This is a genomic window from Vogesella oryzae (assembly GCF_902829295.1).
GTDB classification, from domain to species: Bacteria; Pseudomonadota; Gammaproteobacteria; order Burkholderiales; family Chromobacteriaceae; genus Vogesella; species Vogesella oryzae.
In genome coordinates this window covers 24,608-49,561 of sequence record NZ_CADEPL010000016.1, presented here as the reverse complement: position 1 = coordinate 49,561, position 24,954 = coordinate 24,608, and the positions used below count along the sequence as shown (strand labels likewise).

Below are 24,954 nucleotides of genomic sequence, written 5' to 3'. Positions count from 1 at the left end.
TTGCCACAGCCCTTTTGCCCCGCCACTCCCGCTACCAAACCACACCGGCCGCAAAGCCTTGATGCAACAGGCATGTCGCATTCGCGTCACAGCCGTGGCCTGGCACCCCGAAAATTTATAACGGGCCGCTAAGCCAATACTGGCTTGAATTTCGGTTTTTCGGCGGCGTGTCAAGACTTGTTCCCGCCTCGCTTCACCACTAGAATTTGCGTCGTTCTTGCTGCCAAACCCACTATATTGTGTTTGTGCACAACTGGCACACAGCTTTTCAACAGAATTGTCCACAGCCAGTCACTACGTTTCGCGCCGTATTCTGGCTATCTGCCAGCGTGCCGTCGCCAACGAGTCGCTAACAAAGCCCGGCCCCTGCCGACAGCCGCTGCCCTCAACCCGCCGCAGCGGTTTTGTTAGCGACTCCCAAGCGGGCCGTCAGGTCGATCGAATAACCCGAACCCCACCACGAGGGAAAAACAATGCCACTGACCACTACCGAAGCGAACACCGCCGCCGAACTGGGTCGCGCCGCCGCACCGCAGGCGGACTTCAGCCAGTACAAGACCATTCGTCGCAATGGCGCCGTTGTTCCGTTCGAACCGGTGAAAATCTCCATTGCCATGACCAAGGCCTTCCTGGCCGTGCTGGGTGCCGAGAGCGTGAATTCCGCCAGCATCCGCGAAAAAGTGGCGCAGCTCACCGAAGGCGTGGTCAATGCGCTGATGCGTCGCAAGCCGGAAGGCGGCGCCATCCATATCGAAGACATCCAGGACCAGGTCGAACTGTCCATGATGCGTGCCGGCGAGCACGACGTGGCCCGCGCCTACGTGCTGTACCGCGAACAGCGCTCGCAAGAACGCGCCGCGCGTGGCGAAGCGCTGCACCAGATCCAGATCAACGTGGTCCGCAAGGACGGCCGCAAGCTGCCGCTGGACGTGGCCAAACTGCGCGCCACCATCGAAGCCGCCTGCGTGGCACTGGCCAACACCGACGTTGACGCCATCCTGTCCGAGACGCTGAAGAACATCTACGACGGCGTATCGGAAGAAGAAGTCAACAAGTCCGCCATTCTGGCTGCCCGCGCGCTGATCGAGCAGGACCCGGCTTACGACTACGTCACCGCCCGCCTGCTGCTGGGCAATATCCGTCTGGAAATCCTCGGCGAAGCCATCAGCCAGGCCGAGATGGACACCCACTACCCGCTGTACTTCCCGGACTTCATCAAGAAAGGCATTGCCGCCGAGCTGCTGGATGAAAAACTGGGCGAGTTCGACCTGAAAAAACTGGGCGCCGCACTGAAGCCGGAACGCGACCTGCAGTTCGGCTACCTGGGCCTGCAGACCCTGTACGACCGCTACTTCCTGCACGTGGACGGTACCCGCATCGAAATGCCGCAGGCGTTCTACATGCGCGTCGCCATGGGCCTGGCACTGAACGAAGTGAACCGCGAAGACCGCGCCATCGAGTTCTACAACGTGCTGTCCAGCTTCGATTTCATGTCGTCCACCCCGACGCTGTTCAACTCCGGCACCCGCCGCAGCCAGCTGTCCAGCTGCTACCTGACCACCATCGCCGATGACCTCGACGGCATCTACGAAGGCATCAAGGAAAACGCGCTGCTGTCCAAGTTTGCCGGCGGCCTGGGCAACGACTGGACCCCGGTGCGCGCGATGGGCAGCCACATCAAGGGTACCAACGGCAAATCGCAAGGCGTGGTGCCGTTCCTGAAAGTGGTCAACGACACCGCCGTGGCAGTCAACCAGGGTGGCAAGCGCAAGGGCGCGGTGTGTGCCTACCTGGAAACCTGGCACGCCGACATCGAGGAATTCCTCGAGCTGCGCAAGAACACCGGTGACGACCGTCGCCGCACCCACGACATGAACACCGCCAACTGGATTCCGGACCTGTTCATGAAGCGCGTGATGGAAGGTGCCGACTGGTGCCTGTTCTCGCCGTCCGAGTGCCCGGACCTGCACGACCTGGTGGGCAAGGAATTCGAAAAGGCCTACACCGCCTACGAAGAAAAAGGCCGCCGTGGCGAGCTGAAAGTATTCAAGCAGATTCCGGCCCTGAGCCTGTGGCGCAAAATGCTGACCATGCTGTTTGAAACTGGCCACCCGTGGATCACCTTCAAGGATCCGTGCAACGTGCGCAGCCCGCAGCAACACATGGGCGTGGTCCACAGCTCCAACCTGTGTACCGAAATCACCCTGAACACCAACGACGACGAAATCGCCGTGTGCAACCTGGGCTCCATCAACCTGGCCCGCCACATGAAAGACGTCGGCGGCAAGCTGGAACTGGATACCGAAAAGGTTGGCCGCACCGTGCGAGTTGCCCTGCGCATGCTGGACAACGTCATCGACATCAACTTCTACCCGGTGAAGAAGGCGCGCAACTCCAACCTGAAGCACCGTCCGGTGGGCATGGGCATCATGGGCTTCCAGGACTGCCTGCACCAGATGCGCATTGCCTACGCTTCCGAAGCCGCGGTGGAATTTGCCGACGTATCGATGGAAGCCGTGGCCTACCACGCCTACCTCGCCTCCACCGAGCTGGCCGAAGAACGTGGCCGCTACCCGTCGTACAAGGGCAGCCTGTGGGATCGTGGCATCCTGCCGCACGACAGCATCAACCTGCTGGCAGCCGAGCGCGGCGGCTATCTGGAAGTGGACCGCACCGAACGCATGGACTGGAGCCGCCTGCGCGACCGCATCGCCAAGCACGGCATGCGCAACTCCAACGTGCTGGCGATCGCCCCGACCGCGACCATCGCCAACATCATCGGTGTGTCCGCCTCCATCGAGCCGACCTACCAGAACCTGTTCGTGAAATCCAACCTGTCCGGCGAGTTCACCGTTACCAACGAATACCTGGTGCGTGACCTGAAGAAACTGGGCCTGTGGGACGAAGTGATGGTCGCCGACCTGAAATACTTCGACGGCAGCCTGGGGCGCATCGACCGCGTACCGGCCGAGCTGAAAGCCATCTACGCCACCGCGTTTGAAGTTGACCCGCGCTGGCTGGTGGAAGCCGCCTCCCGTCGCCAGAAGTGGATCGACCAGGCGCAGTCGCTGAACCTGTACATGGCTGGCGCATCGGGCAAGAAACTGGACGAGCTGTACAAGCACGCCTGGGTGAAGGGCCTGAAGACCACCTACTACCTGCGCACCCTGGGCGCCAGCTCGGCGGAGAAATCCACCGGCCGTGGCGGCGAACTGAACGCCGTTGCCTCCGGCCCGGCCGCAGCAGCCGCACCGGCCGCCGTGGTGGATACCACTCCGGCTACCGATGCCAAGTTCTGCTCTATCGACAATCCGGATTGCGAGAGCTGCCAGTAAGTCGTGACAGGGATGCGGCCACAAGGCCGCATCCCTCACAAGGTTGGCCGCATGCGGCCAACCCCCATCTTCAAGCCGATTGTGTGCAGTCGATTTGAAAATGGGCCAAGGAAACTAGGTCCAGAAAAGGCGAAACCCCCAACGCGGGAACGTTGAGGGTTTCGAGCAAACCTCCCGCCAAACGAGTGAAGGAATGCTGCTTTGGAAAGCGCAGCGATGTTATCACGTGTCTTGGCTGGTTCACACCCACATTATTTGAACAAGACAGGGGCTGCTAAATGGCACGTTACTATGTCAATACAAACCCGCAACCCAGCGGTGAGCACGAAGTTCACCGAGAAGGTTGCATGTACTTTCCCAAGGAAGCCGAATTTCTTGGTGTTTTTGCCAGTTGTAAGATGGCACTAGCTCGCGCAAGAGTTCTTGCTCGCTACAAAAACTCAGACGGTTGCGCATTCTGTAGTAGGGAATGTCACACCAGATAGTGTTTTGGTTGGCCGCATGCGGCCAAGCTGCATCTCCCAGCCGCTTCCCGCGAGGCGGCTGCAGGATGCACCGAACCCGGTTCCAACCAGCCAGTCCAACCGCAGTGACACCTGTCACCAAGGAGACAACCATGCGTCGCTTACTGACACTGTGCCTGGCCGCCCTGCTGGCCGGCTGCAGCACCATGGCGGACCAGCTGCACGGCAGCCTGCAACCTCCGGCGGGGTTGGGTTACGCCGTGTTTTCCATGACCGCGCGCACCTACAACCCCAACTACGCCACGGCCAACCTTGGCTGGCGCGGGCTGGATAACGGGCTGCAAGGCACCGTGTACGCCAACTTCGGCACCGATACCGTGTTTGGCGCAGAAGGCATGACACCGGTAGACGGCAAGCTGCAACTGCTGACCCTGCCCGCCGGCCATTACCAGCTGCAACGGGCCTATGCGCAGTGGAACGACGATCCGGAAAGATGGCCGTTCGGTTACTCGGGCCACGCCAGCTTCCGGCTGGACAAGAACTTTGACATCCAGCCGGGCAAAACCGTGTACCTGGGCGAAATCCGTTTCAACCTGGACTACCGGCCGGATGTGGAATTTAACGACGCGCAGAAACGTGACTTCGGCCACATGCAGCGCGTGTGGAAAGTAAACGACCTGAGCGCCATCGTGCTGCAGCCGTTTAGCGGCAAGGTTGGCCGCGGCTACTAGCCGCCAGCAACACCAAACATCTGCGGCCAACGGCAACGTTGGCCGCAAGCGAAACACCCAAGCAACTTTAAAGAATAACTGGAGCAAACATGCTGAGCTTTGACGATACCCCGCTGGCCGCCGCCACCCCGAGCAACTCCATGGACGCGCACGGCACCAACCGTGTCAACGTGGTAGACAAAAAGGTGATCAACGGCACCACCGACGTAAACCAGCTGGTGCCGTTCAAGCACAAATGGGCATGGGAAAAATACCTGGCGCAGTGCGCCAACCACTGGATGCCGCAAGAAGTGAACATGCAGCGCGACATCGAACAGTGGAAAACCGGCCAGCTCACCGAAGACGAAATGCGCATCGTCAAGCGCAACCTCGGCTTCTTTGTGACCGCCGACAGCCTGGCGGCCAACAACATCGTGCTCGGCACCTATCGCCAGATCACCAGCCCGGAATGCCGCCAGTTTCTGCTGCGCCAGGCCTTTGACGAAGCCATCCACACCCACGCCTACCAGTACATCGTGGAAAGCCTGGGCCTGGACGAAGGCGAAGTGTTCAACGCCTACCACGAAGTAACGTCCATCCGTAACAAGGACGAGTTCCTGATTCCGTTCATCGACGTACTGTGCAACCCGGAATTCAAGACCGGCACCCTGGAAAACGACCAGAAGCTGCTGAAGTCGCTGATCGTGTTCGCCTGCATCATGGAAGGCCTGTTCTTCTACGTCGGCTTCGTGCAGATCCTGGCGCTGGGCCGCCAGAACAAGATGACCGGCGCTGCCGAGCAGTACCAGTACATCCTGCGCGACGAATCCATGCACTGCAATTTCGGCATCGACCTGATCAACACCATCAAGCTGGAACAGCCGGAAATCTGGACCGAAGACTTCAAGGCCGAAATCACCGAGCTGTTCAAGAAGGCCGTGGATCTGGAATATGCCTACGCCGAAGACACCATGCCGCGCGGCGTGCTGGGCCTGAACGCCAGCATGTTCAAGGAATACCTGCGCTTTATCGCCAACCGCCGCATGCAGCAGATCGGCCTGGAGCAGATGTTCCCCGGCGTGAACAACCCCTTCCCGTGGATGAGCGAAATGATCGACCTGAAGAAGGAAAAGAACTTCTTCGAGACCCGTGTGACCGAGTACCAGACTGGCGGGGCGCTGAGCTGGGATTAAAATTTCATATTTGTTGACATTGTTCTACGCAAAAAGCACACTGATTGTGTGCTTTTTTAACCAAGGCTCTGCCATGAATAGCTTATTTGCTGAGAAAATTTACCAACGAGACGATGTTTTTGGTCTCTCTCGGGACATTCCACTCAACTATGTGGAACGCGAAGGGGTTGATGGCAAATTTAATGCATGCATAAGAACAAACAAACATGTTGTAATTTATGGCAGCTCCAAGCAAGGAAAAACCTGCCTAAGAAAACACTGCCTAGCTACAGATGATTATATTATGGTGCAGTGCACCAATAATCTTGATTTGGCGGGCTTGAATTCCAGCATATTAAAACGCGCCGGCTTTGAATTAACTCAGTCAACAACCAAAACCACAAGTGGGAAAATGAAAGCCTCCGCGCTTTTTAAGGGTAGGTTGATTGGGATTGAGATTTCGGCCGGGGGCGAAAAAGAAAATACGGGCGAGCTCAAGATCGTTAGTCAGCCTATGGAAATTGATCTAGAAGATGTTAATGACATTATTGCGGCATTAAAAAGCATTAATTTTGACAAAATAATCGTTCTCGAAGATTTTCACTACCTGACCCCTGAAAGCCAAAAGAGCTTCTCCTTTACATTAAAGGCGTTTCACGAAACTTCTCCTTATATTTTTGTTATTGTTGGAGTTTGGCTCGAGGACAATAAATTAATTATCTACAACGGTGACTTAACTGGTCGAGTGGTTTCCGTAAATGCGGACACTTGGTCAAAAGAAGAGCTAGAAAAGGTAATTTCTGACGGGGCCGCACTGCTTGGCGTATCATTTGACCCAAATTTTGTTGATCAGGTTGTAGAAGGTAGCAGAGGTAGCATTTACATTGTACAGGAGGCCTGTCGCCGAGCTTGCGCCAAAGATGGGGTCAACGCGACCGTGGCAAACAATCCCACAGTTGGAGCTGGGCTGGCGGCAAGACAGTTAATAAAAGAAATTGTTGATGAGCAATCCGCTCGGTACAACGCCTTCATAACTGGGTTGTCAGAAGGGTTTCAGGATACAGAGTTGGAGATGTTCAAGTGGATGTTGTACCCAATACTAAGCGAGAACATCGATGAAATATCGAGCGGAATTTTGTATAGAAGCTTCCGCACCGTACTAAGAGAGAAACACCCCAGAGGGCATGACCTGAATCCTGGAAATATTACTCAGGCATTAAACTCCATATCCTCCCTTCAGGTAAAAAAGGACATCAAGCCTATCGTTGTTGACTATGATCAAACGCAGAAAAAATTGAATTTTGTTGATAGAGGGTTTCTTCTCTGGCTTGCACACCAAGATATTAATGAAATTAAAGAAGACGTGGGAATTAACGTTTAACAGATAATCAAAAAATTGCCACTCGCTCTTATGGGGAATGGCAAATAGCAAGTAGCCCGGACACCGTTCCGGGCTTTCCTTTTCTGCCACCCGTAGCCCGGATAAGCGCAGCACATCCGGGGATTTGCCACCCACGTGGCGTACCACCACTCTCAACTCGCCACCCTTCCTACCCGACTCGCCGACAAATCATGCGGCCAACCTGCCTGCCCCCTTGCTCCCAGGACGCACCGTCGGAACAGGTAACAAACAGTGCTTACGAGTGTTGTTGCCCGGCCGGTTTCTTGAAAAACCCTTGCTGCAAAGTGCCAAGGAGCTAAACGTCACCACCTCGGGCAGATAACTACCGCAACGCTTTCGGCTCGGCAGCCGGGGCGCTACCTAGCGCCAAACTGTACGAACAGGCGTTGCAGGCGCTCTGTTTCGAAACGCTTCTTCACGGTAATGCCGTAGAAGGTTTCCTCCACCCCGGGAACCGAGCAGTACAGCTGCAGCAGGCCACGATCCAGCTCGTCCTTCACCACAATGGCAGGCAATAGAGCCAGCGAGCCGGAGTCGCGAGCCAATAGTCGCAGCATGGCCATGTCATCTACCTCGGCATGAATGCTTGGCTGGATCCCCATCTGCTCGCACATCAGGTCAAAGCGCACGCGGATCTCGCTTTTGGCGCTGGGCAGTACCAGAGCCTGCTCCGGCAGATCGCGCACCAGGTCGAAATCTTCACCGGCAGGCCGCGGCGGCCCCACCAGGTACACCGCCTGTCGTGCCAGCGTGCGACAGCGCCACGGGTGCTTGTCGTCGGCAATGACCGGGCGGTTGCTCAGCACCACATCCAGCTCATAACTGCTCAAGCGCGCCAGCAGGCTATCCAGGTCGCCGGCTTCCAGCACCAGCTTTACCTCGCGGCTGGCAAGCACCGGCTGCAGGAATCCTTCTACAAAGTTGCGTGACAGTGTCGACACACTGCCGATGCGCAGCGTGCTGCCGCGCCAGCCTTCGCCATCCTGGGTGGCGGCTATCAACTCGTTGCCCAGCGAGAAAATCGCTTCGGCATAGCGCATGACTTTCACGCCCATATCGGTCAGGTGCAACTTGCGCCCCTCGCGCAGGAACAGCGGTGTGCCCAGCTGCTGCTCCAGCTGGCGAATCTGCGCCGACAGCGCCGACTGCGAGATATGCAGCCGCTCGGCCGTGCGCGTGAGATGGCCTTCGCTGGCCACCGACCAGAAGTAGTACAGGTGATGAAAATTCAGGCGATTTATCATTCGTTTTTACCGATGCATTTGTCCGCTTTAATGTATTTTACGGAACGTTTTTTTGCATGCAAAGTTGCGCCCGATTCCATTCGCGAGCGACAACCATGTCTGCCCTGTTTACTCCCCACTATTTGCTGGCCTTGTTATGGCTGCTGCCGCTGCTGTTGCCGCTGTCGCAGCCCCGACGTTGGCAGCTAGCCATCGGCTGCGCGGCAACCGGCGCACTGGCCGCCGCCCTGCTGCTCCGCCTCGCTACCACGCCCGCCCCGATGCTGTTCCAGCTGCTGATCCAGCTGCTGGCCTGGGTGGTGCTGCGCTTTGCACGCCGCTACCTGCAGGGCGAGCCCGGACAGTCGCGCTTTCTGCGCGCCAGTGGCGGCTTGCTGGCGGGTGCCACGCTGGTCGTTGCCAGCCTGGACTGGCTGACGCTGCTGCTGGGCTGGGCCATTACCAGCCGCGCGCTGCACCAGCTGCTGACCTACTACCCGGACCGGCCACAGGCAGTGTTGGCCGCACAGCGTGAATCACTGGCCAGCCGGCTGGCCGAGCTGCTCTTGCTGGTAGCCGGCGGGCTGATGCTGTTGGCCACCGGCTCACTGCTGCTGAGCGACGCAGGCATGTCGCTGGACGAAAGCCCCCAGCAATGGCTGCGCATCGTGGCGGCGCTGCTGCTGGTGCTGGCGGTGGTGATCAAGACCGCGCTACTGCCGTTTCACGGCTGGCTGACCCAGGTAATGGAAGCGCCGACCCCGGTCTCCGCCTTCCTGCATGCCGGGGTGGTGAATCTGGCCGGCATCGTGCTGATCAAGCTGGCACCACTTTGGCAGGCGGTACCTGCTGCTGCGATGCTGCTGGCGCTGTGGGGCGGGCTGACCGCCGCGCTGGCCAGCTGGGTGATGCTGACCCGCATCAGCATCAAGCTGCGACTGGCGTGGTCTACCTGCGCACAGATGGGTTTCATGGTGCTGGAGTGCGGCTTGGGCCTGTATTCGCTGGCACTGCTGCACCTGGCGGCGCACTCCGCCTACAAGGCGCATGCCTTTCTCAGCTCCGGCAACCAGGTTCGCAGCAGTATCCAGCGCCCCGCCGCGGCCAAGCCAATTCCACCGCTGCACCACCTGTGGCATGGCGTAGCCGGCGTGCTGCTGCTGGCTGCCAGTATTGCCGTCTGGCAGCAGTTTGCTACCCACATTCCCACCCCGCCACTGGTGCTGATCGTGATCATCGGGCTGGGATTGGCACCGCTGTGCGGCAGCCTGCGCGGCGGGTTGGCAGCACTGCTGCTGTGCCAGCTCTACCTGTTGCTGCACAGCCTGTTCGCCGCACTACAGGGCGATCACGCCCAGACTTTCGCGCTGCTGCAATGGCTGCTGGCTGCCGGTTTTGCTGCGCTGTACCTGCTGCAGGGCTGGCTGGCCTGGCACCCGCATCACCCCCTTTCCCACCGCCTGTACGCGCTGGCCTTTGGCGGCCTGTATCTGGATGAGTGGTGGGTGGGCTTCACCCAGCGCTGCCGCCACGCCCTCACCCCACGCCAGCCCGCCCAAGGAGCACCTCATGACTGAAACCCTGCTTCGCCCCGCCACGGCTAGCACCAGCCGCCAGACAGATGCCGTCGCCAGCGCGCTGGCCCGCATTGCGCCAGCCTGGCCGCTGGACAGCCAGCTCGCCAGCTCGCCTTACTGGGGGCTGCACCAGCTGCCGTTCGCCAACGCCGCCGCGCTGCTGCAGCGTGTGGCAGCCAGTCCGCTACACATGCCTGTTGACCACTATCGCGCCGCGCTGGACGGCAGCGAGATCAAGCTGCACGCCCTGCAGCAGGCACTGGACGCACACGGCATCCGGCAGCAAGCAACGGCATGGTTGGCCGCAACCGCCGACGAGCAGGCTGCGGTAACAGCGCTGCCGCTGCAGAGCGAGCTGCGTACCGACAGCGCCGGCCATAGCGGCCTGCAGTCATGGCGCAGCGTGATCATCCAGCAGGTGAGCCAGTGCTGCGCCGCCTGGTTCGACCGCCACCAGGCAGAATGGCAGCCGGATCGCGATCGCAATCTGTACCAGGCCTGGCGCGAGGAGATGCTGCAACAACCGCTGCCCACGCCACGGCCGGCAGTGGCCGCCAGCATTCGCCACCGGCTGGCTGCACTGCCGGCAAGCGCAGAGAAGATGATCGCCACCGCCATGACGCAGCTGCAGCCGGCCCCTGCCTGGCAAGGCGACTGGTTGCATGCGCTGTTGCTGCGCAATGGCGGCTGGGCCGCATGGTGCCGCTACCTGGGCTGGCAGCGGGAACTGCAAGGCGAGCAGGACAGCCATCTGCATGCGCTGCTTGCCATACAGCTGGCGTGGGAAACCCTGCTGGACGACGGCGCGCGTGATGCCGGCAGCCACTGGCAACGCTGGCAGGCGGCATGGCAACAAGACAGCCATGCGGCCAACCCGCAAGCCGGACTGGTATGGCAGCGTGCGGCAGAACTCTCCACCCACCTGCCGCTGCTGCGCCAGCTACAGCACAGCCCGGCCACGCCGCCGGAGGCCGGCCCGGCTGCGCTGCATGCGGTGTTCTGCATCGATGTGCGCTCCGAGGCCATGCGCCGCGCGCTGGAAAGCCGGATTCCCGGCTGCAGCACCAGCGGCTTTGCCGGCTTTTTCGGCCTGCCGCTGGCCATCCACCACGACAGTGCCGACCACGGCCAGGCGCGGCTGCCAGGCCTGCTGGCACCGCAATGGGATGCCACCCTGCCCTCTACCCCTCCGGCGCTGGATAGCTGGCAGCACTTCGAACGCGCGCCGCTGTCGTCGTTTACCCTGGTGGAAAGCACCGGGCTGGCCAAGCTGGGCAAGCTGTTCCGCAAGAGCTGGCCGCGCCGCAGCGCCGCCCGGCTCAGCCAGCTCGACCCCTGGCTGCAGCAGGACGCCCACGCGGCACAACTGGCGACCCGCGCGCTGGACATGGCCACCCTCTGCGCGCAGCTGCAGCGACTGCTACCGGCCATGGGGCTGGGCACGCCGCTGCCGGATACTATCCTGCTGGTCGGCCATGCCAGCCACAGCAGCAATAACCCGCATGCGTCCAGCCTGCAATGCGGCGCATGCGGCGGCCATGGCGGCCACCTGCATGTGATGCTGCTGGCCGAATGGCTTAACCGGGACGACATCCGCCAGGCGCTTGCGGCCAACGGTATGGTCATCCCGGAGCGCACCAGCTTCCTGCCGGCGCTGCACCTCACCCACAGCGACGAACTGCAGCTGCTGGTCCACGACAAGCTGCCACCGCAGGCGCAAGAGCGCGCCCGCGCCCTGCGGCCGCTGCTGGCCGATGTGGAGGCCACCGCCCGGCGCGAGCGGGCGATACAGCGCGGCGAAACCCTGCCGCAGCAGGACCATCACGCGCTATCCATGCTGCGCGAGCGCGGCCATCACTGGGCGGAAACCCGGCCGGAATGGGGCCTCGCCAACAATGCCTTCTTCATTGCCGCGCCACGCCGCCGCACCCGCGGGCTGTCGCTCGGCGGCCGCGCCTTCCTGCAGGAATATCACTGGCAGCAGGATGCAGATGGCAGCACGCTGGCAGGCATCCTGGCCGGGCCGCTGGTAGTGGCTCACTGGATCAACATGCAGTACTACGCAGCGGTGTGCGATCCGCAACGCTTTGGCAGTGGCAACAAGGTGCTGCACAACGTGGTGGGCGGCCGCATCGGCGTGTTTGAAGGCAATAGCGGCGACTTGCGCATCGGACTGTCCAGACAGTCGGTGCACGATGGCCGGCAATGGCGCCACCAGGCCGTGCGGCTGGCGGTGTGTATCGACGCCCCGCCGGAGCTGCTCGACGCGGCACTGGCGCGGGTGGCTGCCGTGCAGCAGCTGGTGTCCAATGACTGGCTGTACCTGTACAGCATGGCTAACGGCCAGCTACGACAGAAAACGCGTACAGGCTGGTTGCCGGTAGCGTTCACCGGCTAGATGGCCATCGTCAATTGCCGGTGTTCAGAACGGCACCGCTTACCGGCGGTTGCCTTGCTTGACCTGGTCGTGCCGCCAGCGCCGCGGATGCTATAAACCTGCACATCGCCCTGCGGTTGCCAGATGCGCTTTTGGCTGTTTACGGTGCAAAAACAGCCATCTTGCATCGCTAATAGTAAAAGGCCCTGCATTTGCAGGGCCTTTTACACATCCACACCACTCACAGCAATCAGGTCGCATTCACCAGCGGGTTGCTCTCCAGTTGCACAAACTGCATGGTGTTGCCATCCAGTGCCTCGATGGCGCCGTTTTCGATGTTGTATACCCAGCCATGCAGGTTCAGCTTGCCCTGAGAAATGGCCAGCGCCACTGCCGGGTGGGTGCGGATATTGGCCAGCTGGGCTACCACGTTTTCGCGCACCAGCGCATCGGCTTTTTCCTGCTGGTCGGCATATTCACGCGAGGAAACTATGACCTTGGCCGCATCGGCATAGCGCAACCAGTGGGATACGGCAGGCAGGTGATCCAGGCACTGGCAACTGGAAATGGCAGCCATGGCGCCGCAATTGGAATGGCCGCAGATCACGATATCGTTAATGTTGAGTACCGATACCGCATATTCCACCGTGGCCGACACCCCGCCCGGCTCCGGGCCGTAGGGCGGTACGATATTGCCGGCATTGCGGATAACAAACAGGTCGCCCGGTTCTTGCTGGGTGAGCAGTTCCGGCACTACCCGGCTGTCGGAACAGGTAACAAATAACACTTTCGGGTTTTGTTGCCCGGCCAGTTTCTTGAATAAATCCGTTCTACCCGGATAAACCTCTTTTTGAAACTTTACAAAACCTTCAACAATCTTCTGCACTAACGAAGCCTCCAAACACGAAATAACCACTGGCCAACCAGGGAGAAAACCAGTGGCTAAGTCATTCGAATATCGCGATGTTTCAACAAGGGTGGGTGCGGCCAGAAACCGGCTCGGCCGCCAAAATACCACAGATCAAGAACGCAAATACTTTGCAGCCGTACTCGATCAAGGGGGCCAGGCTCGCCGCGTCGTGCCCTGAAAGCCATGCGGCCAACCTCCTGCCCTTGCCAGAACACGGCGCGTTGCCTGGCCAAAAGCAGCACCGGCTGGCCCGCAGCGCAACATGCACCAGGCTTGTGGCACTAGACTTGCGGTTTTCTTGCCTTCTTTACCAGATACATTTCATCATCCGCCAGTTTCACCGCAGCGGCCGCCTGCAAGCCAAATGGCGCCAGTGCCACCACGCCCACACTGGCACCGGCATAACTCAACATCTGCCCGCCAAGCGCATATTCACCGCCGCTGGCCAGATCCAATCGTTGCTGCAGCATCTGCGCCGCAAGCGCGGGAGCACCATCGCTAATCAGCGCATCAGGCTGGCCGGCTTTTTTCCACTCCGGCCCCGGACCAATCACCATAAATTCATCCCCCCCCATGCGCCCCAGCATGTCGGTGCTCCGCAGTGCCGACTGCATCCGCCGTGATATTTGCTGCAGCAGGTCGTCGCCGGCCGAATGGCCATAACTGTCGTTGATCTGCTTGAAACCATCCAGATCAATCACCCCCACCAGCACGCTGCTGCGGCTGCGCACTGCCTGCGCCAGCATGCGCTCCAGCTCGTCGAACAGTGCGCGGCGGTTAGGCAGCTCGGTCAGGACATCGGTCAGGGCAAAATTGCTCAGGCGGCTATTGATCAGCTGCAGCTCTTCGACCAGCATTTCGCGCTCGATGAAGTTGGCCACAATCTTGGCAAACAGCTGCAACAGCGTGGTGGTTTCCGGCACGATCGGCAGCACCCGGGCACTGGCTGCACACAAGGTGCCCAGCAGACTGCCTTCGGCACTGCGCACCGGCGCGCTGAGATAGGACTTGATACCCAGCTGCCGTGCCGCCTCCGAGTCGCCCCATAGCGTGGGAACCTGGTTGGTTGCGGTTAAGCCCGCGTCTAGCGAACGCTTGCACAGGGTGTCCTCCCACGGCACGGTCAGCCCTTCCGGAATCTGCATCTCGCCACTATTGCGGGCATAGCGCACCTGCTGCACCCGCCCCCCCAGATCGACACTGGTGAGGTAGGTGGACTCCATTCCGGTGACCTTGCCCAGCGTCTCCAGCAGCGGCCGGATCAGCTGATCCACCGTTTTGGCAGTATTGAGCGAGAAGGAAAGTTGCGATAGCAGCGCATCCATGACGCGCTCCTTCCTGATGGCTTGATCAATATTCACTGTAGTGGATGCGGGCCGTGCAGCCCAGCCACCGAAGCATATTGTGCCAAGCAAGCGCGGCATTTGGCACGACAACAGCCAGTCCCTGGCTGCACCGGCAGGTTGGCCGCAAAATTGCGCTGCCGATTTCAGGTTTTGCCTTATCCGGTCGCCTTGCTACTGATGGCCAGCAGCCGCCCAGCGCGCGCCTGCCGGTGCCCCGATCAACACCATGCCACGCTGCCCGCCGGCAGCCGGCCGGATTTCCGGCACGCGCCTCGCGCAGGCTGCGGCCAACTGCAAGTGAACACATGTACCTGCCACCACCCGATGCCACTATTCTTGCCAGCGAAAGCAGCACCGAGCCCGCCCTTACAGCCGTGGACGCCCCCGCCGCGCTGGTATCGTTTGATGATGTCGCCACCGTTGCCGAACTGCTGGCCGGCGACCATCAGCCGGTAACCCTTGCCAGCGTGTGCGAAGCCATCGGTGATGCACCGCTGACCCAGGTGCAGCAGCACCTGGCGGCCTGGCGCGCCAGCCGGGCACAGGCCGTCGCCAGCCCGGCGGTAACGCTGCCCGCGCCCCTCGCCGACGCACTGACCGCCTGGGCGCAGCAACTGGTCAGCACGGCCAGCAGCAGCCTGCAAGACACCATAACCGAGACCAATGCCGATCTCGCCATGCTGTGCCAGCACAGCGATCAGCTGGAACACGCTCGCGACCGCCTGCAGCAACAGTTGACAACGGTAACGGCGGCGCGCGATCAGGCGCTAGCCACGCTGGCGGAGTGCGACACGCAGATCGAACGGCTGACACTGGAATTGCAGCATGCCCGCGATCTGGCTTCCAACGCGCTGGTCGGCAAGGCCAAGGACCAGCTGGCCATCGACGGCAAAGACACCCAGCTTGCCGAGTTGCGCCGCCAGCTGGAGCGCAGCATTGCCACCTCGTCGGCGGAATCCGACGCCCGTCTGGCGGCGGAAATGGAGCTGGTCGGCGCAGCAACCGCCCGCGACAACCTGGCGCTGGAAGTCCGCGAACTGCGTGCCCAGCTGGAGATTTGCCTGGCCGAGCGCCGCGGCGCTTAAGCGACATAACGCGCCGGTACAAGCAGCCTGCCTGGCAGCAACGCACGATGCAGGCACCGCACCAGCGACTGGGCATCTACACAGCGGCCAGGCTGCTTAACGACATGCTCAACCGCCGGCGTCGCGCAGCGCCAGCATCATTTGCATGGACAGCGTCTCGCCCGGCGCCAACCAGTGGCCGCCGGTCTGCTCGGGTGGGTAAGCCGCCAGGTTGGGAAAGTCCGGTACCTGGGTGCAGGGTTCCAGGCAGAAGAAATCCTGCCCGGGCGGGAAGTAGGCTGTCAGCCAGCTGGCAGGGCCGGCCGCGGTGAGCCGCAACTGGTGTGCGCCGTCGTTGATCGTCACCCGCTGCTGCCAGCCGTAAGCGGTGTTATCCAGCGGCCAGTCATCCGGCTGCAGCCCTGCGGCCAACTGCCGCACCAGCTCACCGGCCGCGCTTGGCCGGCATGGCAGGATCGCGGCATCCGCTTCCCACAGCCCGCCAATCTGCGCCTGCAGCCGCGTGTCGCTACGGCGCGGAAAGTACGGATGCAGCCCGATACCATACGGCAGCGTCTGCGCGGCCTCATTTTTTATCGACAGTGACAGCGTCAGCCCGGCACTACCCAGCTCGATATGCTGGTTAGCGGTAAAGCGATAGGGGCCGACCGCGGCCACCAGTTGCAACCGTGCCTGCGCATCGTCATGGCCAAGCAGCTGCCACGGCCGGCGCCAGCCGATGCCGTGCAGAAAATGCCCCGCCCGCCACGCCGGCGGCAGGCTTTGCCGGTTGCCATCCGGCAGGCAGAAATGCCCATCGCGCAAGCGGCCGCACAAGGGCAGCATCGGGAAGCACGCCATCTGGTCGACGTTACCGCTGGCAATAGCGGCAGCACCGGCTGGCCGCAAGATGTGCCACGGACCGGTGGCCGTGTGCAGATAGCAGCGGGCGATGCTGCCACCGGCTTGCGGTAGCAGCTCGACATGCAGCGCGCCGCGCCGCAGCGTCAGCAGCGCCATCTCAGCCGCCGAACTGTGCCGCCGGCAAGCCGCACACGCCGAGGGTATCGATCTCGAACACGCCGCCGGCCAGCGGCTGTGCGGCCAACGTTGCCGCATCGAGGCCATCACGCGCCGTGGTTACCGCCAGCCGCTGCAACCGCTCACCGAAGAAGCAGACATTGGTCACCAGCGACACCGGCAGGCGGATACGGCGCAGCAGGCTGCCATCCGGCGCAAAGCGTGACACGCAGCCACCGTCCCAGTGCGCCACCCACAGGCAGCCGTCGGCATCCACCGTCATGCCGTCGGGGTAGCCCTCCTGCGGGGCGAATACCTTCCACACCGCACGCTCGCCCGGCGTGCCATCCGCCGCCAGCCGGTAGCGATAGATGGTGCGCAGGTAGGAATCGGTGTGGTACATCAGCTGCCCGTCCGGCGCAAAGCACGGCCCGTTGCAGATGTGGTAGCCGCTATCCACGGTCTGCCAGCTCAGGTCCGGCCGCAGCCGGTACAGCCGGCCGTGGGCGCCGGCCGCATCGCTGTCGCTCATTGAGCCGGCGAAGATGCTGCCATCGCGCCAGGCCTTGGCGTCGTTCAGCCGCATGCCGCGCTGCCCCGGATGCGGGTTGGCGATGGGCTGCAGGCTGGCCTCGTCCCCCAGCTGCAGCAGGGCAAAGCCGTCGCGCATGCCGGCCACCCAGCCACCCTGGCGGCGGGGAATCACCCAGCCGACCAGATCGGGCAGCTGCCATTGCCGGCACTCGCCGCAGTCCGGCTGCAGCGCATGTACCCGGCACTGACGGATATCGACAAAGTACAGCCGCGCCTCCGCTGCCGACCAGTACAGCCCCTCGCCCAGCACCGCGCGGATGTCATGCAGCAGCCGCACCCCGTCCATCGGCCCCCCCGTGGCCATCAGGTCCACCCGGCGTCCACCACGAATTCCTGCGCGGTGATCATGCGGCTATCGTCCGCGGCCAGGAACAGCGCCATTCGCGCGATGTCGTCGCCGTGCAGGCGGCCGTCCAGGCACTGGTTGGCATCGATCAGCTGCTCGCCGGCGGCATCCACCCACAAGCGCAGCTGCTTGTCGGTCATCACCCAGCCCGGCGTCAGCGTGTTCACCCGCACGCCCTGCTTGCCCAGGTCGCGTGCCAGCGCGCGGGTCATGCCGATGGTGGCGGCCTTGCAGGTTTCGTACACTGGGTAACCGGCGCCCTTGATCTTCCAGCTGATGGAGCTGAGGTTGACGATGGCGCCGCCACCGCCGGCCACCATGTCGGCAGCGGCCTGCTGCGCGGCAAAAAAGCCGGCACGCAGGTTGATGGCCACCATCTGGTCGAAGTAGTCCGGGCTGACCGCGGCCAACTGGTGACGGTCATCGTTGGCCGCATTGTTGATCAGGACATCCACCCGACCCAGCGCCTCGCGTGCGGCGGCAAAGGCGCTGGCAATCTCCTCGACCCGGCTCATGTCGCAGGGCAGGAACAACGGTGCCGGCCCCAGCGCACTGGCGGCCTGCAGCACCTGCTGCGCCGCTTCGCGGTTGCGGCCGGTAAAGGCCACCCGCGCGCCCTGCGCCGCAAAGGCGGTCACGATGTCGGCGCCGATGCCGGAGCTGCCGCCGGTGATGAAAACCACCTTGCCGGCCAGACTGGGATAGTGTGCGTACTGGCTCATGTCTCTCTCTTTGCAGGTTGTGTCTGGCCGCTGATTTTCCGGCGCGGCCTTTTATTAAGTGTTTTTGCTTGCGGCCAACCCTAATGCGATTCGCGCGGTACCGCGGCGCCGCTACTGCCCACCAGGAAGTCCAGATCGGCGCCCAGGTGTGCCTGCTGTACATGCTTGACGTACAGATGGTACCAGCCGCGCGACGGCTGTTCCGGCGCTACCCACTGCTCGCGCCGGCGGGCCAGCTCTGCATCGCTGACATGCAGATGCAGGCGACGGCGCGGCACGTCCAGCTCGATCAGATCCCCGTTCTGCACCAGCGCCAGCGGGCCGCCGATTGCCGCCTCCGGCGAGGTGTGCAGCACCACGGTGCCGTAGGCGGTGCCGCTCATGCGGGCATCGGAGATGCGCACCATGTCGGTGATGCCCTTCTGCAGCACCTTGGGCGGCAGCTGCATATTGCCGACCTCGGCCATACCCGGGTAGCCGCGTGGGCCGCAGTTCTTCAACACCAGCACGCAGTGTTCGTCCACATCCAGCTCCGGATCATCGATACGGGCGTGGTAGTCGTCGATGTCCTCGAACACCACCGCGCGGCCGGTGTGCACCATCAGCTCGGGGGTGGCGGCCGACGGCTTGATCACCGCGCCATCCGGCGCCAGGTTGCCTTTCACCACCGCGATACCGGCATCCGGCTTGAACGGCTCCTGCCGCGGGCGGATCACCTCGCGGTTGTAGCACGGCGCGGCCGCAGAGTTCTCGACAATGCTCTTGCCATTGGCGCTGATGGTATTGGCGTGCAACACGCCAGACATTTCGCGGATCACCGCCGGCAGACCGCCGGCGTAATAGAAGTCTTCCATCAGGTACTGGCCCGATGGCTGCAGGTTGACCAGGCAATCCATCTCGCGGCCGAGGCGATCCCAGTCGTCCAGTGTCAGCGGCACGCCGATGCGCCCCGCCAGCGCCAGCAGGTGGATCACCGCGTTGGTGCTGCCGCCGATGGCGGCATTGATGCGGATGGCGTTCTCGAACGCTTCGCGGGTGAGAATCTTCGACATGGTGAGGTCTTCCTTCACCATTTCCACGATGCGGCGACCGGTCAGCTGCGCCAGCCGGTTGCGGCGCGAATCCACCGCCGGAATGGCGGCATTTTCCGGCAGCGACATGCCCAGCGCCTCCACCATGCTGGCCATGGTGGAAGCGGTACCCATCGTCATGCAGCTGCCCTTGGAGCGGTGCATGCAGGATTCGGAGGCCACGAACTCTTCCATGCTCATCTGCCCGCCACGCACCATCTCCGACATCATCCACACCCCGGTGCCGGAGCCGACATCCTTGCCGCGGAACTTGCCGTTGAGCATCGGCCCGCCGGACAGGCCGATGGTCGGCAGGTCGCAACTGGCGGCGCCCATCAGCAGCGAGGGGGTGGTCTTGTCGCAGCCCATCAGCAGCACTACGCCATCAATCGGGTTGCCGCGGATGGACTCTTCCACATCCATACTGGCGAGGTTGCGGAACAGCATGGCGGTTGGCCGCAGCTGGGTTTCGCCCAGCGACATCACCGGAAACTCCAGCGGAAAACCGCCTGCCTCGTACACCCCGCGCTTGACGAACTCGGCCAGCTCGCGGAAGTGGCCGTTGCACGGCGTCAGCTCGGACCAGGTATTGCAGATGCCGATCACCGGCCGGCCATCGAACAGGTCGTCCGGATAGCCCTGGTTCTTCACCCAGCTGCGGTGCATGAAGCCGTCGCGGTCCTGCTTGCCGAACCAGCCCTGGCTGCGAAGTGTTTTCTTGGCATTGCTCATGATGTTTTCCCGTGGCAGAGCGCACTGTGGCGTGCGTGATGGAAACATCCTAGCAACACACATCGATGCCAAACCAATGAAATAATCGACAAAATCGATATCAAAAAAAACATCAATCAACCAGTGAAGCTGGTGCCATACAGTTCGTTTGCCACCTCGCGCAGCATGCGCATCATCAGCACCGCCCCCGGTGACAGCTGCTGGTCACGCAGGGTAATGAAGCCGAATTCGTCCATCTTGCACGGGAAGTTGATCGGCAGGATGCGCAGCATGCCATAGCGGCTGTAGTGCTCCGCCACCCGGGTGGCGATGGCGCTGAGCATGTCGGTGGACTCCAGCAGCGTGGTGGTCACCAGCTGCGACACGGTTTCCACCACATTGCTCGGCGGATCGATGTTCTGTTGCCGGAATCCCATGTCGATACGGTGGCGCAGCACGCTGCCGGCAGGGGTGAGAATCCAGCCGGCGGAAAACACATCGCGCAAGCCCAGCCCCGGTACATTAAGCAAGGGATGGCCGGGACGGCAGACGATACTGATCGGCTCCTCGGCAATCGCTTCGTATACCAGGCTGCTCTTGTCCTGCTGCTGCAGGATGCGGCCGATCATGATGTCCAGCTTGCCGGCCATCAGCCGCGGCTGCAGCATGTCACTGGTATCAACGGTAACGTTGATATCCAGCAGCGGGTACTGCTGCTTGATGCGGGCGATGGCCAGCGGCACCAGCCGGGTACCCGGGTCGGTAATGGCACCGATACGCACCTGCCCCATCTGCCCTGCCTTCAGCGCGTGGATTTCCTCGTGCGCCTGGTTGAGGCTGGACAGCACCTTGCGCGCGTGACGGATCATGATCTCGCCGTACCAGGTTGGCCGCATGCCACGCGGTAGGCGCTCGAACAGCGGCACCTCCAGCATGTCCTCCAGCTCCTTCAGCAGCTTGGACACCGCCGGCTGCGTCATCATCAGCGCCTCGGCGGTGCGGTGGATGTTGCGCTCCTCGTCCAGCGCCACCAGCAGCAGCAATTGCCGGGTCTTCAGACGCGAACGGATAAACCAGTTGCCGTAGTTGCCGGCCATAGCCGCCTCCATATTGATACACAAAACAACATCAATATTGGCATTTTTTTCATTAGTTGTGCATCACTTCTGGCGATAGTATGGATTCAACACCCAGCCAGGAGTCCGCTTCATGTTGTTGATCCAGTATCTCGACACCGATGGCCAGCCTGCCGTCGGCGTGCTGTCCGACGACGGCGAACAGTACCGCCCGCTCATCGGCCTGACTTCCACTTATGCCCTGGCGCAAGCCGCCATGACCAGCGGCCGCGCGTTGGCCGCCTGCCTGGCCGACTACCCGCAAGGCGAACCGGCACCCTACGCGGCACTGGTTGGCCGCAATGCCTTGCTACCGCCGCTGACCCACCCCGACCCGGCACACTGCTACGTCACCGGCACCGGCCTCACCCATATGGGCAGCGCCGCCACCCGTGACCAGATGCACCAGAAGCTGCACCAGCAGGATCACGCCGAGCTGACCGACAGCATGAAGATTTTCCGTCTCGGGCTGGAAGGCGGCCGTCACCAGAGCGGCCAGCCCGGCGTACAGCCGGAATGGTTCTACAAGGGCGATGGCAGCATCGTCGCTGCCCCGGGTCAGCCGCTGCCGGCGCCGGATTTTGCCCTGGATTACGGCGAGGAGCCGGAGCTGGTGGGGCTGTATGTCATCGACGCGCACGGCCAACCTTGCCGACTCGGCTTCGCGGTCGGCAACGAGTTTTCCGACCACGTCACCGAACGGCAGAATTACCTGTATCTGGCGCATTCCAAATTGCGCCCCTGCGCGATCGGCCCGGCATTGCGCCTCGGCGAACTGCCGGACGCGCTGACCGGCGAGAGCCGCATCGAGCGCGACGGCAGCATCGTGTGGCAGAAGCCGTTCCTGACCGGCGAGGCCAATATGTGCCACAGCCTGGCCAACCTGGAATACCACCACTTCAAGTACCGCCAGTTCCTGCGGCCGGGCGATGTGCATCTGCACTTCTTCGGCACCGCCACCCTGAGTTTTGCCGACGGCGTGCAGGTAGCCGCAGGCGACGAGTTCGTGATCCACATTCCGGAGTTCGGCCCGGCACTGCGCAACCCGGTTGCCGTCGCCGCGCCCGGCATCGACATCGAAGGGGTGCGCGCACTATGAAACTGCCGGTATTCCGCAACTACATCAACGGCCGCTGGGCCAATGGCTCCACCACCGGGCTCAACGAAAACCCGTCCGACCTGGACAACCCGGTGGGCGAATACGTGCGCGGCAGCGCCGCCGACACCGAAGAGGCGATCGAAGCCGCGGTGGCCGCCTTTGCCGACTGGTCGCTCAGCAGCATCCAGCGCCGCGCCGACATCCTGCAGACGGTAGGCAACGAGCTCTTGGCTCGCCAGGACGAGATCGGCCTGCTGCTGGCACGCGAGGAAGGCAAGACGCTGCCGGAAGCGGTGGCCGAGGTTGGCCGCGCCGGCCAGATCTTCCGCTTTTATGCCGGCGAGGCGCTGCGCAGCGGTGGCGAGCTGCTGCCATCGGTACGGCCAGGCGTCAGCGTGGAAGTGAGCCGCGAGCCGGTGGGCGTGGTCGGCATCATCACGCCGTGGAATTTCCCGATCGCCATTCCGGCGTGGAAGATCGCGCCGGCGCTGGCCTATGGCAATACCGTGGTGTTCAAGCCGGCCGAGCTGGTGCCGGGCTGCGCCTGGGTACTGGCCGATATCCTGCACCGCGCCGGCATTCCGGCCGGGGTATTCAATCTGGTGATGGGCAGCGGCCGGCTGGTGGGCCAGACCCTGGTGCAACACCCGGAGATCAGCGCCATCAGCTTTACCGGCTCGGCCGGCGTCGGACAGCAGATTCTGGACAGCGCCAGCAAGCGCGGCGCCAAGGTGCAGCTGGAAATGGGCGGCAAGAACCCGCTGCTGGTGCTGAACGATGCCGATCTGGACGTGGCGGTACAGGCCGCCATCAACGGTGCCTATTTTTCCACCGGTCAGCGCTGCACCGCCTCCAGCCGGCTGATCATCGAACAGGGCGTATACGAGCCGTTCCTGGCCCGCCTGCAACAGCGACTGGGCGCGCTGCGGGTGGATAACGCCACCCTGCCCGGCTGCGACATCGGCCCGGTGGTGGATGAAAAACAGCTGGCCACCGACCTGGACTACCTGCGCATTGCGGAAGCGGAAGGCGCGCGGCGGCTGTTCGGCGGCGAGCTGGTGAGCCGCGCCAGCCGCGGCCACTATCTGCAGCCGGCCTTGCTGGCCGCCACGCCGCAGATGCGCATCGCGCGCGAGGAAGTGTTCGGCCCGGTGGCGGTCGCGATGGCGGCGGAATCGTTCGAACATGGCTTGCAACTGGCCAACGACACCGAGTTCGGCCTGTGTGCCGGCATCTGCACCCGCTCGCTGCGCCACGCCAGCGAGTTCAAGCGCCGCAGCAAGAGCGGCATGGTGATGGTGAACCTGCCCACCGCCGGCGTGGATTATCACGTGCCGTTCGGCGGCCGCCGCGCCTCCAGTTATGGCTCGCGCGAGCAGGGGCATCAGGCCATCGAGTTCTACACCACAGTCAAGACCGCCTACACGGCACCTTGAGCATAAACAGTTGTTTCAATCCCGACCTGCTGCCGGATAATGCTGCAGACCCATCCCCGTCACCCGGCAACTGGCCACCCGAGCCAGGCGGTGAGCGGGCAACTACAGAGAGAGACAAAGAGGAGATGGTCATGAAAAAACACACACTGGTGATCCTGCTTGGCCTGGCCGGACTGGCACCGTTGGCCGCACACGCCGCCGACAAGGGGCTGGTCGCCATTTCGATGCCGACCAAATCGTCGGCGCGCTGGATCGCCGATGGCAGCAATATGGTGAAGTCGCTGCAGGCCAAGGGCTACAAGACCGACCTGCAGTACGCCGAGGATGACATCCCCAACCAGCTGGCGCAGATCGAGAACATGATCACCAAGGGCCCCAAGGTGCTGGTGATCGCCGCCATCGACGGCACCACGCTGTCGGATGCGCTATCCAAGGCTGCCAGCAAGGGCATCAAGGTGATTGCCTATGACCGTCTGATCAAGGGCTCCAAGAACGTCGACTACTACGCCACCTTCGACAATTTCCAGGTGGGCGTAATGCAGGCCGGCTACATCGAGAAGGCGCTGCATCTGAAGGAAGGCAAAGGCCCGTACAACATCGAGTTGTTCGGCGGCTCGCCGGACGACAACAACGCGTTCTTCTTCTACAACGGCGCCATGTCGGTGCTGAAGCCCTATATCGACAAGGGCAAGCTGGTGGTGCGCAGCAAGCAGCTGGGCATGGACAAGGTATCCACCCTGCGCTGGGACGGCGCGGTGGCGCAGGCGCGCATGGACAACCTGCTGAGTGCCAACTACAGCAACGCCAAGGTGGATGCGGTGCTGTCGCCGTATGACGGCCTGAGCATCGGCATCCTGTCCTCGCTCAAGGGCGTGGGCTACGGCACACCCAAGCTGCCGATGCCGGTAGTCACCGGCCAGGATGCCGAGCTGCCGTCGGTGAAATCCATTCTTGCCCACGAGCAGTCGCAGACCGTGTTCAAGGACACCCGCGAACTGGCCAAGGTCACCAGCGACATGATCGACGCCATGCTGGCTAACAAGCCGGTGCCGGTGAACGACACCAAGACCTACAACAACGGCGTGAAAGTGGTGCCGTCCTACCTGCTCAAGCCGATCAGCGTCGACATCAGCAACTGGAAGCAAGTGCTGGTGGACACCGGCTACTACTCCAAGGGCATGTTTTAACCGACCCTGCCTCACCGGCGGCACTGCCGCCGGCGCTGGCGCGCTGTGGCGGCGGCCAAAGGTTGGCCGCATGC

Annotated in this window: 18 protein-coding genes; 10 read left to right on the top strand and 8 right to left on the bottom strand. The window is 62.3% G+C overall.

Annotation, left to right across the window (positions count from 1 at the left end; translation table 11 throughout):
- Window positions 1-473: 473 nt before the first annotated feature.
- The 4 genes from HU218_RS06030 to HU218_RS06015 all read left to right on the top strand — a co-directional run bounded on the left by HU218_RS06030 (window position 474) and on the right by HU218_RS06015 (window position 7,062).
- A complete protein-coding gene (locus tag HU218_RS06030; protein WP_174874037.1) occupies window positions 474-3,335 on the top strand; it encodes a ribonucleoside-diphosphate reductase subunit alpha in 2,862 nt (953 codons plus the stop codon).
- A 616-nt stretch (window positions 3,336-3,951) separates the two neighbouring features.
- On the top strand, window positions 3,952-4,530 hold the full coding sequence (locus tag HU218_RS06025) for a hypothetical protein (RefSeq protein WP_174874036.1): 579 nt from the start codon (window positions 3,952-3,954) through the stop codon (window positions 4,528-4,530).
- Window positions 4,531-4,619: 89 nt separating this feature from the next.
- Window positions 4,620-5,702, top strand: coding sequence for a ribonucleotide-diphosphate reductase subunit beta (locus HU218_RS06020; RefSeq protein ID WP_174874035.1), 1,083 nt, complete (start codon window positions 4,620-4,622; stop codon window positions 5,700-5,702).
- A 73-nt stretch (window positions 5,703-5,775) separates the two neighbouring features.
- A complete protein-coding gene (locus HU218_RS06015; RefSeq protein WP_174874034.1) occupies window positions 5,776-7,062 on the top strand; it encodes a hypothetical protein in 1,287 nt (428 codons plus the stop codon).
- 377 nt (window positions 7,063-7,439) lie between these two features.
- Here HU218_RS06015 and HU218_RS06010 read toward each other — a convergent pair whose 3' ends face one another.
- Window positions 7,440-8,327, bottom strand: a complete 888-nt coding sequence (locus HU218_RS06010; RefSeq protein ID WP_217450730.1) for a LysR family transcriptional regulator — start codon at window positions 8,325-8,327, stop codon at window positions 7,440-7,442.
- 95 nt (window positions 8,328-8,422) lie between these two features.
- On the opposite strand from HU218_RS06010, the gene HU218_RS06005 reads away from it, so the two are divergent.
- Both HU218_RS06005 and HU218_RS06000 read left to right on the top strand, forming a co-directional pair.
- On the top strand, window positions 8,423-9,883 hold the full coding sequence (locus HU218_RS06005) for an NADH-quinone oxidoreductase subunit L (protein WP_174874033.1): 1,461 nt from the start codon (window positions 8,423-8,425) through the stop codon (window positions 9,881-9,883).
- Window positions 9,876-12,281 (top strand): putative inorganic carbon transporter subunit DabA, encoded by a 2,406-nt coding sequence (locus HU218_RS06000; protein WP_174874032.1) that lies wholly within the window; start codon window positions 9,876-9,878, stop codon window positions 12,279-12,281. The genes HU218_RS06005 and HU218_RS06000 overlap by 8 nt, the downstream gene beginning before the upstream one ends.
- Before the next feature lie 229 nt (window positions 12,282-12,510).
- Here the strand turns inward: HU218_RS06000 and HU218_RS05995 are convergent, their stop codons facing one another.
- The gene (locus tag HU218_RS05995) at window positions 12,511-13,047 is read right to left on the bottom strand and encodes a carbonic anhydrase (RefSeq protein ID WP_281357123.1); all 537 of its coding nucleotides are present in this window, start codon (window positions 13,045-13,047) and stop codon (window positions 12,511-12,513) included.
- A 404-nt stretch (window positions 13,048-13,451) separates the two neighbouring features.
- Entirely contained in the window at window positions 13,452-14,495 is a 1,044-nt protein-coding gene (locus HU218_RS05990; protein ID WP_174874030.1) for a GGDEF domain-containing protein, read from the bottom strand.
- Window positions 14,496-14,821: 326 nt separating this feature from the next.
- Between HU218_RS05990 and HU218_RS05985 the strand changes: the two genes are divergently transcribed.
- The gene (locus HU218_RS05985; RefSeq protein ID WP_174874029.1) at window positions 14,822-15,601 is read left to right on the top strand and encodes a DNA-binding protein; all 780 of its coding nucleotides are present in this window, start codon (window positions 14,822-14,824) and stop codon (window positions 15,599-15,601) included.
- Window positions 15,602-15,709: 108 nt separating this feature from the next.
- Here the strand turns inward: HU218_RS05985 and HU218_RS05980 are convergent, their stop codons facing one another.
- The 5 genes from HU218_RS05980 to HU218_RS05960 all read right to left on the bottom strand — a co-directional run bounded on the left by HU218_RS05980 (window position 15,710) and on the right by HU218_RS05960 (window position 21,140).
- Window positions 15,710-16,600, bottom strand: coding sequence for an aldose epimerase family protein (locus tag HU218_RS05980; protein WP_174874028.1), 891 nt, complete (start codon window positions 16,598-16,600; stop codon window positions 15,710-15,712).
- Between the two features lies 1 nt (window position 16,601).
- Window positions 16,602-17,498 carry an SMP-30/gluconolactonase/LRE family protein gene (locus HU218_RS05975; RefSeq protein WP_217450729.1) on the bottom strand — a complete coding sequence of 299 codons (897 nt, stop codon included), beginning with the start codon at window positions 17,496-17,498 and terminating at the stop codon, window positions 16,602-16,604.
- Window positions 17,498-18,262, bottom strand: coding sequence for an SDR family NAD(P)-dependent oxidoreductase (locus tag HU218_RS05970; RefSeq protein ID WP_174874027.1), 765 nt, complete (start codon window positions 18,260-18,262; stop codon window positions 17,498-17,500). The genes HU218_RS05975 and HU218_RS05970 overlap by 1 nt, the downstream gene beginning before the upstream one ends.
- Before the next feature lie 80 nt (window positions 18,263-18,342).
- Complete coding sequence (locus HU218_RS05965; RefSeq protein ID WP_174874026.1) at window positions 18,343-20,064, bottom strand: IlvD/Edd family dehydratase; 1,722 nt, start codon at window positions 20,062-20,064, stop codon at window positions 18,343-18,345.
- A gap of 116 nt (window positions 20,065-20,180) precedes the next feature.
- The gene (locus tag HU218_RS05960) at window positions 20,181-21,140 is read right to left on the bottom strand and encodes a LysR family transcriptional regulator (protein WP_174874025.1); all 960 of its coding nucleotides are present in this window, start codon (window positions 21,138-21,140) and stop codon (window positions 20,181-20,183) included.
- A 112-nt stretch (window positions 21,141-21,252) separates the two neighbouring features.
- Between HU218_RS05960 and araD1 the strand changes: the two genes are divergently transcribed.
- The 3 genes from araD1 to chvE all read left to right on the top strand — a co-directional run bounded on the left by araD1 (window position 21,253) and on the right by chvE (window position 24,880).
- Window positions 21,253-22,257: an AraD1 family protein gene (gene araD1 / locus HU218_RS05955; protein ID WP_174874024.1), complete on the top strand. Its 1,005-nt coding sequence runs from the start codon at window positions 21,253-21,255 to the stop codon at window positions 22,255-22,257.
- Window positions 22,254-23,693, top strand: a complete 1,440-nt coding sequence (locus HU218_RS05950) for an aldehyde dehydrogenase family protein (RefSeq protein WP_174874023.1) — start codon at window positions 22,254-22,256, stop codon at window positions 23,691-23,693. Before araD1 ends, HU218_RS05950 begins: the two co-directional genes overlap by 4 nt.
- Before the next feature lie 131 nt (window positions 23,694-23,824).
- On the top strand, window positions 23,825-24,880 hold the full coding sequence (chvE, locus tag HU218_RS05945) for a multiple monosaccharide ABC transporter substrate-binding protein (protein ID WP_174874022.1): 1,056 nt from the start codon (window positions 23,825-23,827) through the stop codon (window positions 24,878-24,880).
- Window positions 24,881-24,954: the final 74 nt, after the last annotated feature.

Bases quoted from the DNA above. Each gene is read 5' to 3' on its own strand.
- HU218_RS06030 (WP_174874037.1), top strand. From the start codon at position 474: ATGCCACTGACCACTACCGAAGCGAACACCGCCGCCGAACTGGGTCGC.
- HU218_RS06025 (WP_174874036.1), top strand. From the start codon at position 3,952: ATGCGTCGCTTACTGACACTGTGCCTGGCCGCCCTGCTGGCCGGCTGC.
- HU218_RS06020 (WP_174874035.1), top strand. From the start codon at position 4,620: ATGCTGAGCTTTGACGATACCCCGCTGGCCGCCGCCACCCCGAGCAAC.
- HU218_RS06015 (WP_174874034.1), top strand. From the start codon at position 5,776: ATGAATAGCTTATTTGCTGAGAAAATTTACCAACGAGACGATGTTTTT.
- HU218_RS06010 (WP_217450730.1), bottom strand. From the start codon at position 8,327: ATGATAAATCGCCTGAATTTTCATCACCTGTACTACTTCTGGTCGGTG.
- HU218_RS06005 (WP_174874033.1), top strand. From the start codon at position 8,423: ATGTCTGCCCTGTTTACTCCCCACTATTTGCTGGCCTTGTTATGGCTG.
- HU218_RS06000 (WP_174874032.1), top strand. From the start codon at position 9,876: ATGACTGAAACCCTGCTTCGCCCCGCCACGGCTAGCACCAGCCGCCAG.
- HU218_RS05990 (WP_174874030.1), bottom strand. From the start codon at position 14,495: ATGGATGCGCTGCTATCGCAACTTTCCTTCTCGCTCAATACTGCCAAA.
- HU218_RS05985 (WP_174874029.1), top strand. From the start codon at position 14,822: ATGTACCTGCCACCACCCGATGCCACTATTCTTGCCAGCGAAAGCAGC.
- HU218_RS05980 (WP_174874028.1), bottom strand. From the start codon at position 16,600: ATGGCGCTGCTGACGCTGCGGCGCGGCGCGCTGCATGTCGAGCTGCTA.
- HU218_RS05975 (WP_217450729.1), bottom strand. From the start codon at position 17,498: ATGGCCACGGGGGGGCCGATGGACGGGGTGCGGCTGCTGCATGACATC.
- HU218_RS05970 (WP_174874027.1), bottom strand. From the start codon at position 18,262: ATGAGCCAGTACGCACACTATCCCAGTCTGGCCGGCAAGGTGGTTTTC.
- HU218_RS05965 (WP_174874026.1), bottom strand. From the start codon at position 20,064: ATGAGCAATGCCAAGAAAACACTTCGCAGCCAGGGCTGGTTCGGCAAG.
- HU218_RS05960 (WP_174874025.1), bottom strand. From the start codon at position 21,140: ATGGCCGGCAACTACGGCAACTGGTTTATCCGTTCGCGTCTGAAGACC.
- araD1 (WP_174874024.1), top strand. From the start codon at position 21,253: ATGTTGTTGATCCAGTATCTCGACACCGATGGCCAGCCTGCCGTCGGC.
- HU218_RS05950 (WP_174874023.1), top strand. From the start codon at position 22,254: ATGAAACTGCCGGTATTCCGCAACTACATCAACGGCCGCTGGGCCAAT.
- chvE (WP_174874022.1), top strand. From the start codon at position 23,825: ATGAAAAAACACACACTGGTGATCCTGCTTGGCCTGGCCGGACTGGCA.